The organism is Sinorhizobium sp. CCBAU 05631, assembly GCF_002288505.1.
Lineage (GTDB): Bacteria > Pseudomonadota > Alphaproteobacteria > Rhizobiales > Rhizobiaceae > Sinorhizobium > Sinorhizobium fredii_C.
In genome coordinates, this window is sequence record NZ_CP023064.1 from 106,010 (window position 1) to 121,511 (window position 15,502).

The 15,502-nt window shown below is 62.2% G+C and carries 13 protein-coding genes and 2 pseudogenes; 12 read left to right on the forward strand and 3 right to left on the reverse strand.

What is annotated here, in order from left to right; all coding sequences use genetic code 11:
- Positions 1-16: 16 nt before the first annotated feature.
- From SS05631_RS19960 to SS05631_RS31970, 4 genes and pseudogenes are all read left to right on the forward strand, one after another.
- Positions 17-754: an SDR family oxidoreductase gene (locus SS05631_RS19960; protein WP_037421628.1), complete on the forward strand. Its 738-nt coding sequence runs from the start codon at positions 17-19 to the stop codon at positions 752-754.
- Between the two features lie 28 nt (positions 755-782).
- Positions 783-995, forward strand: a complete 213-nt coding sequence (locus SS05631_RS19965) for a 4-oxalocrotonate tautomerase family protein (protein WP_014762783.1) — start codon at positions 783-785, stop codon at positions 993-995.
- A gap of 116 nt (positions 996-1,111) precedes the next feature.
- Positions 1,112-1,639, forward strand: coding sequence for an MBL fold metallo-hydrolase (locus tag SS05631_RS31965; protein ID WP_244412211.1), 528 nt, complete (start codon positions 1,112-1,114; stop codon positions 1,637-1,639).
- 15 nt (positions 1,640-1,654) lie between these two features.
- Positions 1,655-2,032: pseudogene (locus tag SS05631_RS31970) on the forward strand (MBL fold metallo-hydrolase); the annotation flags it as partial.
- A gap of 336 nt (positions 2,033-2,368) precedes the next feature.
- Here the strand turns inward: SS05631_RS31970 and SS05631_RS19975 are convergent.
- Complete coding sequence (locus tag SS05631_RS19975) at positions 2,369-2,824, reverse strand: Rrf2 family transcriptional regulator (RefSeq protein WP_037421632.1); 456 nt, start codon at positions 2,822-2,824, stop codon at positions 2,369-2,371.
- An 85-nt stretch (positions 2,825-2,909) separates the two neighbouring features.
- Here SS05631_RS19975 and SS05631_RS19980 point away from each other — a divergent pair, with 85 nt between their 5' ends.
- The gene (locus tag SS05631_RS19980; RefSeq protein WP_037421634.1) at positions 2,910-3,689 is read left to right on the forward strand and encodes a class I SAM-dependent methyltransferase; all 780 of its coding nucleotides are present in this window, start codon (positions 2,910-2,912) and stop codon (positions 3,687-3,689) included.
- 202 nt (positions 3,690-3,891) lie between these two features.
- On the forward strand, positions 3,892-4,401 hold the full coding sequence (locus tag SS05631_RS19985; protein ID WP_037421637.1) for a nucleoside kinase: 510 nt from the start codon (positions 3,892-3,894) through the stop codon (positions 4,399-4,401).
- Positions 4,402-4,986: 585 nt separating this feature from the next.
- Here SS05631_RS19985 and SS05631_RS19990 read toward each other — a convergent pair.
- A complete protein-coding gene (locus tag SS05631_RS19990) occupies positions 4,987-5,880 on the reverse strand; it encodes a LysR family transcriptional regulator (protein WP_037421639.1) in 894 nt (297 codons plus the stop codon).
- Between the two features lie 98 nt (positions 5,881-5,978).
- Here SS05631_RS19990 and SS05631_RS19995 point away from each other — a divergent pair, with 98 nt between their 5' ends.
- The 6 genes from SS05631_RS19995 (at position 5,979) to SS05631_RS20020 (ending at position 14,987) form a co-directional block, all read left to right on the forward strand.
- The gene (locus SS05631_RS19995; protein WP_037421678.1) at positions 5,979-6,440 is read left to right on the forward strand and encodes a cupin domain-containing protein; all 462 of its coding nucleotides are present in this window, start codon (positions 5,979-5,981) and stop codon (positions 6,438-6,440) included.
- Positions 6,441-6,511: 71 nt separating this feature from the next.
- On the forward strand, positions 6,512-7,357 hold the full coding sequence (locus tag SS05631_RS20000; RefSeq protein ID WP_037421641.1) for an arylamine N-acetyltransferase: 846 nt from the start codon (positions 6,512-6,514) through the stop codon (positions 7,355-7,357).
- Between the two features lie 43 nt (positions 7,358-7,400).
- Positions 7,401-8,021, forward strand: a complete 621-nt coding sequence (locus SS05631_RS20005) for a YceI family protein (protein WP_037421643.1) — start codon at positions 7,401-7,403, stop codon at positions 8,019-8,021.
- A gap of 244 nt (positions 8,022-8,265) precedes the next feature.
- Positions 8,266-11,238 (forward strand): calcium-binding protein, encoded by a 2,973-nt coding sequence (locus SS05631_RS20010; protein WP_037421646.1) that lies wholly within the window; start codon positions 8,266-8,268, stop codon positions 11,236-11,238.
- A 191-nt stretch (positions 11,239-11,429) separates the two neighbouring features.
- Entirely contained in the window at positions 11,430-14,453 is a 3,024-nt protein-coding gene (locus SS05631_RS20015) for a calcium-binding protein (protein WP_050988288.1), read from the forward strand.
- A gap of 300 nt (positions 14,454-14,753) precedes the next feature.
- A complete protein-coding gene (locus SS05631_RS20020) occupies positions 14,754-14,987 on the forward strand; it encodes an Atu4866 domain-containing protein (protein ID WP_037421648.1) in 234 nt (77 codons plus the stop codon).
- Between the two features lies 1 nt (position 14,988).
- On the opposite strand, the pseudogene SS05631_RS20025 reads toward SS05631_RS20020, so the two are convergent.
- Positions 14,989-15,408: pseudogene (locus SS05631_RS20025) on the reverse strand (WYL domain-containing protein); the annotation flags it as partial.
- Between the last annotated feature and the right edge of the window lie 94 nt (positions 15,409-15,502).

The window sequence follows — 15,502 nt, forward strand, 5'->3', positions numbered from 1 at the left end:
CAACGGAGGTCAAGAAATGAGGCTGAAAGACAAAACCGCAATCGTGACCGGCGCCGGCAAGGGCATCGGCGCGGCAATCGCACGACGGCTTGCCCAGGAGGGTTGTGCTGTCGCGGTGAACTATGCACGCGATGAAGCTGCTGCCCGTCAGGTCGTGCAGGACATCGAGCAGGCGGGCGGCAAGGCGGTTGCGGTGCAGGCTGACGTCGGCAATCCGGCCGGCATGCCGGCGCTGTTCGATGCGGCTGAAGCCGCGTTCGGCCCGGTCGATCTACTGGTCAACAATGCAGGCATGATGCGGCTCTCACCCGTAGCCGACGCGACGGACGCGGACATTGAAGACCACTGCACCATCAATCTCGGCGGCACGTTCCGCGGCATGCGCGAAGGCGCCAAGCGGCTGCGCGATGGCGGGCGGATCATCAGCGTGTCCTCAAGCGTGGTGGGCTTCTACCAGCCCGGTTACGGATTGTATGCCGCGATGAAAGCGGGGATCGAGGCGCTGACGCACGTGCTTGCCAAGGAGTTGGGCCCACGCGGGATCACCGTGAACGCAATCGCGCCCGGCCCGGTCGAAACTGATTTCTTCATGCGCGGCAAGTCTGAGGAACTGGTCGCCAGCATCACGCGGATGATCCCGCTCGGCCGCCTCGGCCGTCCCGACGACATCGCCAACGCCATCGCTTTCCTGGCCGGGCCCGAAAGCGGCTGGATCAACGGTCAAACCATCCGCGCCAATGGCGGCGCGGTCTAATCGCAACCCTCAAATCAAGGAACACACCATGCCTTTCGCGAACTACAAACTGCCCCAGGCCTCGCTTTCGACGGCGCAGAAGGAAGACCTGATCCACAAGACGACCGAACTCATGGTCGGCTATTTCGGGGAGGTCGTGCGTCCGACCACGATGGTCCTGATCGAGGAAGTGTCCGATGGCGGATACGGACGTGCAGACGAAGTCTTCGTCATGCCGGACGAGTACCGGGCAAAGGACTGACGCCGTATCGATAGAGAGCTGCTGAACACAGGGAGACATGTGATGGAGACTGAAAGGCAGCATACACAGACAGACGCGATTTGCTGAAGCTGACAGTCTTGGCTGGACTGGCGGGAATGGTTCCGATCCGCGCGAGCGCTCAAGGGCAGGACATCTTGCAGCCGCCCGCGCGGCTCCTGCCAACCGTGGATACACGTTTTCCGGCGGAGATGGCGCCAGGTGTCTTTCTTGTGCCCGACAAGCGCATCCCGCTCGTTCCGAATATCGGGATCATCATCGGCACGGAAAGCGTGCTGGTGATTGATTGCGGTCTTGGTATCGAGAGCGCCGAGAACGTCCTGCGTCTGGCGCGAGAACTCGCACCGGGACGCCGGATCATCCTGACGGTAACCCACGCCCATCCGGAACACGGCTTCGGTGCCCAAGTGTTCGGGAGCGACGCACGCATCTACTACAACAGCGCGCAACGGGATTATTTGCAGCGCGCGGGTCAGATCTTGTTGGACGGCTTCAGAGCCGGCATTCTGCCGGAAGGGCAGAAGCATCTGCTGGACGGGATCAAACTGACGCCACCGCATGAGACATACGACACCGCGGAGACCGTGATTGATCTCGGTGGTCGTGAAGTCCGGTTTCGGACCTAGGGCACCGCCCATTCTCCGGGGGATCAGATCCTCTTCCTGCCTCAGGAGCGCATCCTGTTCGCGGGAGACCTCCTCGAAGAGCGGATGTTTCCGATCGTCCCGTTCTTCCCGCCTATGATCGGTGCCGGCGACATTGACGTTACAAAGTGGGAAACCGCTCTCAACGATATGATGCGGTTGCAGCCACGCCTCATTGTGCCGGGGCACGGAAATCTCGGCGGCGCCGAGCTTCCTGAGGCCGTGCTTGGCTATTTCCAAACGGTGCGTGGAATGCTCGCCGAGGCCGGTCCCCAAGCCGCCAATCTTCCGTCGCTCCTTCGCGCGCGTTATGCAACGTGGGAGAATCCGGAGTTCATTTCGCCAGCACTCCGATACTTTCAGCAGAGAGCCTAATCAGCAACTGCTGCAACAGGGGAATGGCGTCTCGCCGATGCAGATGGCGCTGGCATGGCTCCTCCCCCCGCTCGTCCAGCACCTTGTCGATACCGGGCACCTCGAGCACCGTACAGCTGCGCGAGAGCCTAGCCGCGCCCGGCCTTTCACTGCCGCGGGATAGGCTATCGCGGATCGGTGAAGCGATTGAGCAGGAGGTGGGTTAGGCGAAGGACCTATACGGGCTCACCTGCGGAATGGATGACCGCTATCAGGCGGCGATACCCAGCATTCGAACTTCCGAAATGAAGGCGCATTGCGGACACGCCTAAAAGTGTATCCCGCCTGCTAGTATGCTTAGGTTTGCTTCGGCGCCCGCGCCTCAATCGCCCCAGTACAACGCATGTCGAAGCGTTGGGCGAGTTCCGCCAGGCTGACCTCCCCGAGACGGCTGATCAACAATGCCTCAGCCTCACGCATGGCGCCTTCGACCGCCTCGTTGACGATCTTCTCGACGGCGCAATCGGGGTTGGGATGCTCGCTACCGATGGCGAAGATGCGCGGACCTCCCACTGCCCGATGAACATCGAGCAGCGACACTTTCGTCAGGTCCATGGCGATCGACCAACCGCCGCCATGCCCTTTCTCCGATCGCACATAACCCGCATTACGCAGGCCGGCCATCGTACGGCGTACGACCACCGGGTTGGTCCCAAGCATGCGCGCGACCACCTCGGACGTCATAGGTCCATCGTGGCGTGCCATGTGGAGCAACACATGGAGCATGCGGGAAAGGCGGCTGTCGTTGCGCACGGTTTCATCCTTGCACGGTGGAGTGGATTGGCAGCCTCGGCAAGTCACGTTACATTAAATGTTACATGATTCGTAGAGGCGTGACATGCGTGAATTTGAGAACCCCGATCATTGGGATACTGCCGCTCTGCACTACGAGAAGACCGCGCACCCCTTCACTGCGCGCTATGCCGAAGCGGCGTTGGCACGCGTGCCGCTGACCTCGGAGGGTCGAGTCCTGGATGTCGCGGCCGGCACCGGCGCATTGGCACTGGCTGCGGCGCGCACGGGCGCTCAGGTGCTCGCGATCGACTTTTCGCCCGGCATGGTCACCCGCATCGCAGCTGCCCGACTGCCCAATGTGGAGGCGCGCCTCATGGATGGGCAGAACTTCGACCTTCCTGACGCGGGTTTCGACGCAGTCTTCTCGATATTCGGCGTGATTATGTTCCCCGACTGGCGCAAGGGCCTCGCCGAGATGGCGCGAGTGACTCGTCCGGGTGGATATGGTGTGGTCGCAACCTGGCAGAGTCGTGGCGCGGCGACGTTTCTGCTGCTAGGTCAGATCCGCCAGACGCTGTTTCCTGACCTTCAGAGCATGGCGATGCCGGAAGCCGTCCAGGCGCTAAACGATCCAAAGGATTTCGCGCGGGAACTGATCGATGCAGGCTATCGGGATCCGCAGATCGATCAAGTCATGTATGAATATGAACTTGAGGTCGCGACACTCAATGAGCCCGACACATTGTTTGGCATGTCTCCGGATTGGACTAGCCTTTCCGATCAGGAGAAAGCGGCAGTCGTCGCCGAGGTCCGCAGAATTGCTGCCGATCGAGCGGTTCTGCCGATACCATCTACCGCACTGATCGGTGTCGCGCGCCGCTGAACATCGTGCGGCGGCGGCTGAACGGATGACTGCTTTCAAGATCGTGGCAAGTCGTCCTGAATAACGTATTTGAGGGCGCGTTCCGGGCGTGGCTGCACTAACGTAGCGGACGGACAGCTGACCTGATCGCTCAGCTTGTGACCTGAGCACTCTGAGGTAGGGTGTCTTCTCACCCGATTGGAAGCCATGATAAACAATGCCTATGGGCATCAAGAACTATCTGATCGAAGGCGGTTCCGGCACTGGAAAAACGTCTGTCGCTACAGAACTGGAGCGGCGGGGCTACCATGTCATCCATGGTGATCGGGTCTTAGCTTATGTCGGTGACCCCGAGACAGGCCAGGCACTCGCAGGCCCTCCCAAAGGCGCAGACCGCATCGCTTGGGGATACGCGCACTGGATCTGGCCCGCCGACAAGGTCCGGACCATTGCTGCCGACACCACCCATCCTGCCACATTCTTCTGTGGCGGCTCGCGCAATTTCCAAAAATTCCTGCACCTATTCGACAAGGTATTCGTGCTCGACATCGACGCTGAGACGTTGAACCGAAGATTAGATGGACGGCCGAATGAGCCTGGCTTCGAACCGGCTGAGCGGGCACTGGTACTCCACTACCATCATACTCGGGAACATCTTCCTGCCGGCATCACCATCGACACGACGAATACCGTCGCACGTGTTGTCGACGATATCCTCGCTAACCTCACTTGAACCCTTGCAGCAATTGTGATCGGAAAGGGACACCCCGATTATTGCGGGAAAACCGAAGCCGCTTGAACCGGCCACTGGGCGTTGTCACTATCGTAGCCGACCTTGGGCGCGCAAACCTGCCGTCCCCGCGCAACGAATTGACAGTCCGCTTCGGGTCGATCGTTCCGGTCAGGGCCACGTAGCGGTCGGGTGGATAGTCGAAATTCATCTGGATGGCGCTGAGTGACCACTTCGTGACAACTCAGATGCGATTCGGATCTGGACGCCGGTCTTGACCTTCCACCGGGCCATGGCTCCGTGAGAAGCGCGGCCTGTCCGCACACATTGGCGCACAACACATGCGCCCCGCCAAAAGAGTTGGACCAGCGAGACCAAATAGCATTAGCGACATCTAATGCTATCATGGCACACATCCGGCGTACGCGACTTGCTACTCTATATTGTTGTGCTGGGCTGTCGTGTGGCGGTCGAACCGAGCATCTGTACCATCATACGAACTGCTGGCATGGTCCTGTCGATTGCCTCGGGCAGGACTGGAATCCGGCGCCCGTGCAGCGCACACTGGCGCTGAAGCACGACCTTCTGCTACTGCCGGAGCTTTCCCGCCAAGAATGAGACGAAGCGCCGGACCTTCACCGCGATATGGCGATTGGCCGGATAGACCACCTGCAACTGTATCGTGCTGATATCCCAGTCGGGGAGAAGACGTACGAGCCGGCCCTGCCGGATGTCCTCTCCGACGATGAAGTCGGGCAGGAGGACGATGCCGATCCCGAGCAAGGCGGCATCGCGCAAACCAAGACTGTGATTGAGTTCCAGCCGGGGCACGATCGGAACGCGGAACTCCTCACCGTTCCTGCTGAACGGCCAGATCCGTCCCCATCTTAGTTCCGCAAAGTGGAGACAGGAGTGGTGGGCGAGGTCGTGCGGCATTTCCGGCGCACCATGTTCGTCAATATAGGCGGGCGAAGCGCATATTACGATTTGCGATGTCGCCAGTTGCCGGGTGATGAGATTGATATCGACCGACAGGCGGCCGCGAATTGCAAGGTCGAAACCATCCTCGACTAGGTTCACGGCCCGATGCGACAGGTCCAGCTCGATGGACACGGCCGGGTTGAGCTTGAGGAACTCGGAAACTGCCGGCACGATCACCAGATGCCCGAGATCGGGAGGCGCGGACACCCGCAATCGCCCGACGGCTTCCTTCTGGAACGACATTGCCGCCCGCTCCGCCTCCCTTATCTGCGGCAGGATTCCCGAAAGCGCCTCCCGGTAGGCGGCGCCCGCCTCGGTCAGGACGACCTTGCGCGTCGATCTCTGGAAGAGGCGGATGCCGAGGCGATCCTCGAGCTGCCTCACCTGGGCTCCCACCGTCGCGCGCGACATGCCGAGTTCGTCTGCCGCCTTCGAGAAGCTGAGATGTGTGGAAACCGTTAGAAAGGCGGCAATCCCGTCAAGCGGATCGAGCGTTTTCATGAGAGCGATTATCCGTTCAATGATGACAATTCATCGATCTTATCATCAGGAGCGGCAGAAGGTAATCGATGGGTGCCCTCAAGCAGATGGAGACCGACATGAAGACATTCACCCATGCGGCGGTATCACCGCCCGACCATGGAACGCCGGCAATGGCGTTCGGCAAACACGTCATACGCATGATGGCGGCCAATACAGGCGGCTCGTTCGGCATGCTTGAGACCTTCGTGCCGCCCGGAGGAGGTCCGCCGCTTCACGTGCATGAGCGCGAGGACGAGTTCTTCCGAGTACTGTCCGGCTGCTTCGGCTTCTGGTGTGCCGGCGACTATGTCGAACTGGCGGAGGGTGGCTGCATCGCGCTGCCACGTGGTGTGCCGCATCGATTCCAGAACATTGGAGAGACGGAAGGCCACCTCATGGTCGTCGTGACGCCGGGCGGGTTCGAAGCCTTCTTTCCGATCATCGAGCTCTGCAAGCCCGAAACGCCCGAGCAGATCGCCTCCGTCGCAATGGACTTCGGCCTCACCTTCCTGCCCGACGAAGATCGCAAGGTCGCCTGATCTGGCGACGCGCCGACCTGAAACACAGCGCCGAGAACCTCAACAACGGTCGATCGAAAGGAGACCGAAGGATGACACACGCACCTTCAAACGAAAACGGAATGACCCTGACAGCCCGCCAGTTGGATACCTATCTCGCAAGGATCGGAATCGACCGGCCGGTTGCTCTCGACCTTCACAGCCTGTCGAGACTGCACCGTGCTCACCTCATGACATTCACCTGGGAAGCGCTGGATGCCTTCATGGGGTGGCCTTCCTCGATCGCCCCGGCATCCGCCTTCGTCAAGATGGTGGAGGGCAGGCGCGGCGGCTGGTGCTACGAGATGAACGGTCTCTTCGGCGCCGCTCTCGATGCGCTCGGTTTCCGGGTGACCCGCCTTTGCGGCGGCGTTGATCGTGAAAAACTGGGCGACATTGCCATCGGCAATCATCTGACTCTCCGTGTTGATCTCGACCGCCCCTATCTCGCCGAGGTCGGCGTGGCCGACGCCATCATCGAACCCGTGCCGCTTGCTGTCGGACCGATCAGCCAGCGCGGTTTCGATTTTTCGATCATGCCGACGGAGGACGGCTGGCTGCGCTTCAACAATCATGCGCATGGCATCGCACACAGCTTCGATTTCCGGGCCGATCACAGCGACGAGCCCGCCATGGCCGCCACCTATGCCTGGTTGACGCGGGATCCAGGGTCGCCGTTCACAAACGCATTGGCAGTCCTGCGTCATACCGCGGACGGCTATGTCGCGCTGCAGAACGATCGCTTGCGCACCGTGACGCCCAACAGCGTCAGCGAACACCGCATCACAAGCGCGGCCCATCTCGCGGATACGTTTGAAACTGTTTTCGACCTCGACATTCCCCGGCCCGGACACGTCTGGGACAAGATCGAGGCGATTGGCCGCGATAAGGCGGCCTGAACAGGCGACACCCTTTCGACACTATGGACTCAAGGAAACATCCATGCTTCGCATAGCCGCATTCTGGATCGGCTTCGCACTGAGCACGGCTCTCGCCGGTGCCGCAGGTCTCGATGAGCAGGCCCCCGCCGGAGCCTACAAGACCGACCCGTCGCATTCGAGCCTACTCTGGTCGTTCAACCATTCCGGCCTGTCGAACTACACCGCCCGCTTCACCGGCGTGGATGCGCGACTGGATTGGAACCCGATCAAGCCGGAAGCCTCCAAGCTGACGGTCGAGATCGACCCGATGTCGGTGCGGACCGACTATCCCTGGCCGGACCTGGTCGACTTCGACGCGAAGATCGGCGGTAACCCGGACTTCCTGGCCGGTAAGCAGATCCGGTTCGTCTCCAGTACGATACGGATCACCGGCGGAAGGACCGGGATAGTGGAAGGCATGCTGACCTTCCGGGACCAGACGCATCCCGCTTCCCTCAACGTGACCTTCAACGGATCCATGGCGCAGCATCCTATCATGAAGACTGCCAAACTCGGCTTCTCGGCCACCGGCACGATCCGCCGCAGCGAATGGGGCCTCGGCTTCGCCATTCCGGAACTGGGGGACGAGGTGAAGCTCGTCATCGAAACGCAAATGGTCCCGGCCGACTATGCCTTCCGCTGACGGTCCGGCGGGCGGTTCGACCTCGAACGGTGTGTCTCATAACCATAGTGAGAGGGGCCAAGTTCATCCCACAACCAAGGTGACAAGGCCATTATCGAGACCCGCTGGAGAGACGGATCTCAAAGAAAGCTGCCGCCATCTGTCATCCGCGGCAGCAATTTAAAGAATCTAATCCGCTTCGACGCCGCGCCTCCGCGTGCCGGCGAACGAAGCCTCTATGCCAACACATACTCAGGAGGCACGAATGGCAATGATACCGGGTAGCGATGGTGCCGATACGCTGAATGGCGATTTCGGCGCCGACAACATCTTCGGCATGGGCGGAAACGACACGCTCAGCGGATCATTTCAGGGCGACGTCCTCTTCGGCGATACCGGTGAAGACACGCTGAACGGCGACAGCGGCAACGACTTCCTTGATGGCGGCGAAGGCAGCGACGACATCAATGGCGGCTCCGGCCAGGATACGATCATGTCGGAAGTGCCGTTCTCCGGAATCGGCGACATCGTCGACGGCGGCTCTGGCACCGATCGTCTGATTGTCGATTATTCCGATCTCGCGGCGGGCGTGACGATCACGATCCGCGACTGGATCACGCCGCAGGCGCTCACCGGCAACATCCAGGCGACCAATGTCGAAGCCTTCAGCATCACCGGCACCGAGCTTGCCGACACGATCACCGGCGGCAACTACATGGACATGCTGACGGGCGGCGCCGGCGACGACAAGCTGACGGGCGGCCGCGGGGTCGACGTCCTGGCGGGCGGTCTCGGCCTCGACACGCTCAGGGGTGGTTACGGCTCGGATAGCATCAGCGGCGATGACGGCAACGATCTCCTTTATGGCGATCAAGGAAGCGACTACCTTGACGGCGGCATCGGTGATGACGAGGCGCGCGGCGGCAATGGATCGGACTTCGTTAAAGGCGGCGCCGGCAATGACACGCTTCTCGGCGAGGACGGCGATGACTGGCTCAACGGCGATGCTGGCGTCGATACCCTGAACGGGGGCAATGGCAACGACTATCTCGACGGCGGTGCCGGCGACGATATGATCGAGGGCGGCGCCGGCAACGAAACGATCAGGCATCGTCTCGGCGAAGGCAAGGACACGATCACCGATGCAGGCGGCAACGATCGCCTCGAACTCGTCGACCTCATTGGCAATTTCACCGCCAAGGCCGTGACCCTCACCAACACGCTCGCCGACGGCACGACCTTCATCGGCATCGAGAACTACACCATCACCTCGACCGGCACGGGCGCCAACAGCATCACGACCCTTTCCGGCAACGATATCATCGACAGCGGCGCCGGTGACGACAGCGTCAATGCGGGCGCCGGCGACGATCACGTGAAGGCCGGCGCGGGTAAGGACAGCGTCCTTGCCGGCGACGGCAACGACCGGGTGGAACTCGGCGAAGGCGGAGCCGACAAGGCCGATGGTGGCCTTGGAAGCGACCGCGTCAGCGTCGACCGGAGGTCGGCGACGGCGGGCTTGACCTTCTCGGCGACGGGGGCGGACGCAACGCTTTCCGACGGCACCACGCTCAAGAACTTCGAGCGCTACACGGTGCATTTCGGCTCCGGCAGCGACGTCGTCAAGACGGTCGGAAGTGCTCAGGGCGTCGCCGTCTACGGCTATGCCGGCAACGACACGCTGATCGGAACGGCTGGCGGAGACACGCTTGACGGCGGCCGCGGCAACGACGATCTGTCCTCCGGGGCGGGCAACGACAGCATCGTCGACTTCGGCGGCAGCAATAGCATCAATGCCGGGGACGGCGATGACGGCGTCTCCGTCGGCGACGGCAAGGACGGCCTGGCTGCGAACAATACGGTCAATCTCGGGGTCGGCAACGACAGCTTCAAGCGGAGCGCCTCGACCGGCAAGCTCAACCTCGACGGCGGCACCGGCACCGACTTCGCCTCGATCGACTTCGGCAAGTACACCGCCGGGACCAGCTTCACCCTGTCACCCTCCGTCACCGTCGCCAACGCGCCGGTCACGGTCAAGAACATCGAGCGGGTGGCGCTTTTCGGCGGCAGCGGCAATGACGTCTTCGTCGGCGGCGGCTTGAACGACGAGCTTTACGGCAGAGGCGGCCACGACAGCCTGACCGGTGGCGCCGGCAAGGACGTGCTCGTCGGCAACCTCGGCAACGACACGCTGAAGGGCGGCCTAGGCGACGACACGCTCCATGGCGACAGTGCGAACGAGTATGGCGGCCTCGACAAGATCTACGGCGAGGACGGCAACGACCGCGTCCATGCCGGCATCGGCGACCTTGCCGATGGCGGCACCGGCACCGACACGCTGAGCCTCGATGCGCGCAACCAGACGAAGGACATTTCCTTCAGCTTCGCGACCGGCAGCGCCACCGTCGATGCGGCGACCTCGTTCAAGGCCTTCGAGGTGCTGAACTACTTCGGCAGCGCCGGCAAGGACACCGTTACCGGCGGCGCCCTCGGCGACCGGCTGGAGGGCAATGGCGGCAACGACACGCTGAAGGGCGGCGACGGCAGCGACGTCATCGTCGACGGCGCCGGCAGCGACAATCTGTTCGGCGATGCCGGCAACGACACGCTGACCCGGACCGTGTTCAGCGGCACCGACGTCTTCGATGGCGGCACCGGCACCGACACGCTCTCCTTCGGGCCCGCCAGCGACATCTCGATCGTGCTCGATCTTGCGAACCAGGCGCTGAACCGCGGCATGGCGCAGGGGCTGACGGTCAAGAACTTCGAGATCGTCAACGGCAGCGCCAATGACGACGTCATCCGCGGCGACGCGGCCGGAAACACGCTCAACGGCGGCGGCGCCGACGACGTCCTCGACGGCCGCGGCGGCGTCGACCGGCTGAACGGCGGCGCCGGCGACGACTGGCTGACCGGCGGCGCCGGCAACGACGTCTTCGTCTTCGACCGCTCCGGCCGCGACGGCGAGGGCGACGTCATCACCGACTTCACCCGCGGCCAGGACAAGCTCTCGATCGACCGCAGCGACTACGGCATTGCCGCGGCCGACGCGACGGTGACGCTCGTCGTCGGCGCCAATCCGGTGGCGACCGGCACGAAGGGAACCTTCCTGTTCGAAAGCGACAACGGCCGGCTGTGGTTCGATGCCGATGGCAAGGGAACCGAGGCGGACCTCGAACTGGTCGCGATCCTCAAGGGCGTCACGACGCTCTCGACCGGCGACTTCCTCCTCGCCTGACGCGGTTTCGCTAAGAGTTCGCGATGAGCCCGTCCCGCGATCGCCGGGGCGGGTCCTCGCGGGAGGGAGGCGGCAGGATTGAACCGGATCCAAGGTTTCCTGTTCCGCCACGAGCAGGAAACGCTCCCGGAGAGGGACAATAAATGCGAGCGGAAGGATAGCACGCTCCTTCCGTTATCCAGGAGAGACGCATGGGAACGATTTTGGGTACGCTCGGCGACGATACGCTGATCGGCAGCGACCGAGAGGCCGACGTCATCGTCGGCTATACGGGTGCCGACGTCATCAATGGCGGCATGGGCGGCGATACGGCCTGGGGCCAGGAGGACAATGACCACGTCAGTGGTTCATTTCAGCGGGACGAACTCTACGGCGGCGACGGTGACGATACGCTGAATGGCGACAGCGGCAACGATGTGCTGACGGGCGAGGCGGGCAAGGACAAGCTCAACGGCGGTAGCGGTCGGGATTCGATCGTCGCGAGCGGTGTCGACGAGATTTTCGGTGACATAGTCGACGGCGGCTCCGGCACGGACACGATCGGCCTCAATTATTCGGCGTATGGTGCCGGGCTCGACATCGTTATCCAGGATTGGGCTTCCGTCCAGACCCTCGTCGGCGGCATGCAGATAAGCAATGTCGAGTCCTTTGTAATCACGGGGACCGGTTACGACGATCTGATAACCGGCGGCGCCTATGGAGATGTTTTCTGGGGAGGCGTCGGCAATGACGAGCTTTCGGGCGGCGGTGGCGACGATTCGCTGACGGGCGGCACCGGCGCCGACATGCTCGCTGGCGGTTCTGGTGCCGACCGCCTCTTCGGGGAGACCGGTACTGACGTCCTCTTCGGTGATACCGGAAATGACTGGCTTTACGGCGGTGACGACGACGACAAACTTTATGGAGGCGATGAGCAAGATCAGCTCATGGGCGACGCCGGTAACGACCTTCTCTCGGGCGGCCGCGGCAGGGACCTGCTCTTCGGCGGCGACGGTGCGGATATTCTCCAAGGGGGGGCGGGCAATGATGTCCTCTTGGGCAACCTTGGCGACGACACCATGGATGGCGGCGACGGCGACGACTGGTTGATCTTCACCTATGGCCAGGGCATGGACCAGATCATGGGGTCGGCTGGCAGCGATCGCCTGGAAGTCAGTAACTTCACCGGCGACTTCACAGCCAAGGCGGCGTCCGAAGTCAATACGCTCGGCGGGGGAACGACGATCTCCGGCATCGAGCATTATTCGATCTTCGCCGCCGGTTCCGACGCGAACAACATCGTCACCGGCGACGGTAATGACATCGTCTTTTCCTGGGACGGAGACGATACGCTCGTTGTCGGCGCCGGGGATGACATCGTCAGAGCGGGGAATGGAACGGACAAGGTCACCGGCGGCAGCGGTAATGATGAGATAGATCTTGGCGCAGGCGGCGCCGAGCAGGCCGACGGCGGCACGGGAACGGATTGGATATCAATCGACCGCAGCTCCTCCACAACAGCTCAAAGCTTTTCGGTGAGCGGCAGTACCGCCACGCTTTCCGATGGAACGAGTGTCACGAATTTCGAACGCTACAGGGTCGAGTTCGGCAGGGGCGGCGACCTGGTCACCTCCGTGGGCTCGGCTGGAACCGTGTGGTTTAACGGCAATGGCGGCAACGACACGCTCATTGGCGGCAATGCGGCGGACAGGCTGAATGGTGGCGACGGCGACGACACGCTGATGTCCGGCGCCGGCGACGATGTGATCACTGACCTGGACGGCTCGAACACGATCAGCGCCGGGGACGGCGATGACAAGGTCTCCGTCGCGGATGGCACGAGCGGCGCCAGCAACAACAGCGTCGATCTTGGGGCTGGAAACGACAGTTTCGCGAGCACCTCCTCAAACGGAGTCCTCGATCTTGACGGTGGGGCCGGAATAGATGTCGCAAGCATCGACTTCAGCGGGACTTTGTCGAATGTCGATTTTGCTCTCTCGGCCGACGTGACCGCCACCAACGCCCCGGTCTTTGTCCGGAATGTCGAGCGCGTCCAACTCTTCGGCGGCGCAGGAAGCGACAACTTCGTCGGCGGCAGCCTCAATGACGAATTGATCGGCGGCGGCAACAACGACGCCCTCAATGGCGGCGCCGGCGACGATACGATATCGGGTGGTGCCGGCAACGACAGATTGAGGGGCGGCGCGGGCAATGACATCATCCGCGGCGCGGGCCTCGCCGGTACCGAGGGCAAGGACGTGATCTATGCCGAGGACGGCAATGACACGGTCTATATCGGCATCGGCGACAAGGCCGACGGCGGTGCCGGAACTGACGTGCTGAACCTCGATCTCACGGGTCAGACGCGGGACACCCACTTCACGTTTTCCGGCGCAGCGGTCATTGTCGACACGGGGACATGGTTCAACGGCTTCGAAGCGCTCGAGTTTTCGGGCGGCAGCGGCCGCGACAGGGTGAGCGGCGGTAATCTCGGCGACACGTTCAAGGGTAACAACGGCGACGACATTCTGCACGGCGGAGGCGGGAACGACACGCTCCGCGACGGCGCTGGCGACGATCAGCTCTTCGGGGATGCCGGCGACGACCTTCTCATCCGCGATGATCAATCGGGCAAGGATGTGTTCGACGGCGGCACCGGTCTCGACACGCTCACCTTCGGCGACGGTTCGTCGTCGGTCGTTCTCGATCTCCAGGACCAGGCGGCGAACAGGGGCGTGGCGCTCGGCCTCATGGTCAGGAATTTCGAGATCATCAAAGGCAGTGGACTCGACGACGAGATCCGCGGCGACGCGAGTGGCAACATCCTTCATGGCGGGAAGGGCGACGACTTGCTCGATGGCCGCGCCGGCAACGACACGCTGGTTGGCGGCAAGGGCGACGACTGGCTGACCGGCGGTGCCGGCAACGATCGCTTCGTATTTGATCAGGATGGCTTCGATGGCGAGGGCGATGTCATTACCGACTTCACCCGCGGCTTGGATAAGCTCGTGATCGAACGCGTCGGCTTCGGCATCGCAGCGGGCGACACGGGCGTGACGCTCGTGACCGGGACGGATCCGGCCGCCACGAGCGGGAAGGCCACACTCCTTTTCGAGACGGACAATGGCCGCCTCTGGTTCGATGCGGATGGATCCGGCACCGACGCCGACCCTCAGCTCGTCGCCATCCTGCAGAACGTCACGACACTTTCGACGAGCGACTTTATGTTATTCTGACGGCTCTTCGCTATTCCTGGTCCGAAGCCTGGGGCGGCGGGCCATCCCTCGGTTCTTTTGTTCAGCGGGACGAAAGGAAGACAATCTCGGTGATCGTTCGCCGCTTTCAAGTGGTTTGATATGGTTCAGTGCCAAGCACAACGGCCATGACTCGGAAGGCCGGTCTCCAAAACTGCACGATGGCCACGGCGGGGACTTCAAAGACGCCCTTTTGACGCTTCTCCACCCATCGCAGAGAGGCAGAGGGGAGGATTTCGTCGCCTCGCCGCGCTCTGGGGATGTCGTCGCCGCAACAATCAGATGCACCTCTTTATTGGCATGTGGGTGACCGCCGACGGCTTTATCCGTCACGAACTGTTGCCGAACGGCCGTTACGACGAGGCGCGGGGAAACCGTAAGAGCGCCTATCAAGGCCGGTATGAGGTAACCGGCGAGCACATTGAATATCGGGACGACACCGGCTTCACTGCCGATGGTAACTTCATCGATGGCGTGCTGCATCACGCAGGGATGGTCCTCTATCGCGAGCCGTAGATCAGCGGGTGCCCTGGCAGGGTAAATATTTCTGCATTTCGGCATCGCGCCGTTGCTGCCATTGCTGCCATTGCTGCCTCAGCTTGCTCCTGGACATGCCTATGGGCTCATCGAGGATCTCGACTTTGAGGATACGTTCGGTGCGGAAATGACGGAAGGCTTGTTTCGATTGGCACCACGCGATCAAGAGGCTGTGCGTATCGGCATAGCCGAGAAGCACAGGCCAGACGATGCGGCTGGTGACCGCCCCATTCGCCGCGCGATAGTCGATCTCAAGCTTGCGGCCTTCCCGGATCGCCAGCCTGAGCGGCCGCGTGTCGAGTGTCACATCACCGCTAACGGCATCCGTTTTGATGCCGACGGCGGGTTGGGCAATATAGGGAAGAAGGTCCTGCGGCATAACCGATGTGATCTTGGCCATCCCGGCCCTGCTGTGCGCATGGCCACAACCCCGCGATACTAACCGGCATCGGTTGCGCTCGAGACGGTAGCTAACGACAGAAGCGTTCCTTGGG

What these genes read in the sequence shown, in the direction of transcription:
- SS05631_RS19960 (WP_037421628.1), top strand. Translation starts at nt 17, where the DNA reads ATGAGGCTGAAAGACAAAACCGCAATCGTGACCGGCGCCGGCAAGGGC.
- SS05631_RS19965 (WP_014762783.1), top strand. Translation starts at nt 783, where the DNA reads ATGCCTTTCGCGAACTACAAACTGCCCCAGGCCTCGCTTTCGACGGCG.
- SS05631_RS31965 (WP_244412211.1), top strand. Translation starts at nt 1,112, where the DNA reads ATGGTTCCGATCCGCGCGAGCGCTCAAGGGCAGGACATCTTGCAGCCG.
- SS05631_RS19980 (WP_037421634.1), top strand. Translation starts at nt 2,910, where the DNA reads ATGCGTGAATTTGAGAACCCCGATCATTGGGATACTGCCGCTCTGCAC.
- SS05631_RS19985 (WP_037421637.1), top strand. Translation starts at nt 3,892, where the DNA reads ATGGGCATCAAGAACTATCTGATCGAAGGCGGTTCCGGCACTGGAAAA.
- SS05631_RS19990 (WP_037421639.1), bottom strand. Translation starts at nt 5,880, where the DNA reads ATGAAAACGCTCGATCCGCTTGACGGGATTGCCGCCTTTCTAACGGTT.
- SS05631_RS19995 (WP_037421678.1), top strand. Translation starts at nt 5,979, where the DNA reads ATGAAGACATTCACCCATGCGGCGGTATCACCGCCCGACCATGGAACG.
- SS05631_RS20000 (WP_037421641.1), top strand. Translation starts at nt 6,512, where the DNA reads ATGACACACGCACCTTCAAACGAAAACGGAATGACCCTGACAGCCCGC.
- SS05631_RS20005 (WP_037421643.1), top strand. Translation starts at nt 7,401, where the DNA reads ATGCTTCGCATAGCCGCATTCTGGATCGGCTTCGCACTGAGCACGGCT.
- SS05631_RS20010 (WP_037421646.1), top strand. Translation starts at nt 8,266, where the DNA reads ATGGCAATGATACCGGGTAGCGATGGTGCCGATACGCTGAATGGCGAT.
- SS05631_RS20015 (WP_050988288.1), top strand. Translation starts at nt 11,430, where the DNA reads ATGGGAACGATTTTGGGTACGCTCGGCGACGATACGCTGATCGGCAGC.
- SS05631_RS20020 (WP_037421648.1), top strand. Translation starts at nt 14,754, where the DNA reads ATGCACCTCTTTATTGGCATGTGGGTGACCGCCGACGGCTTTATCCGT.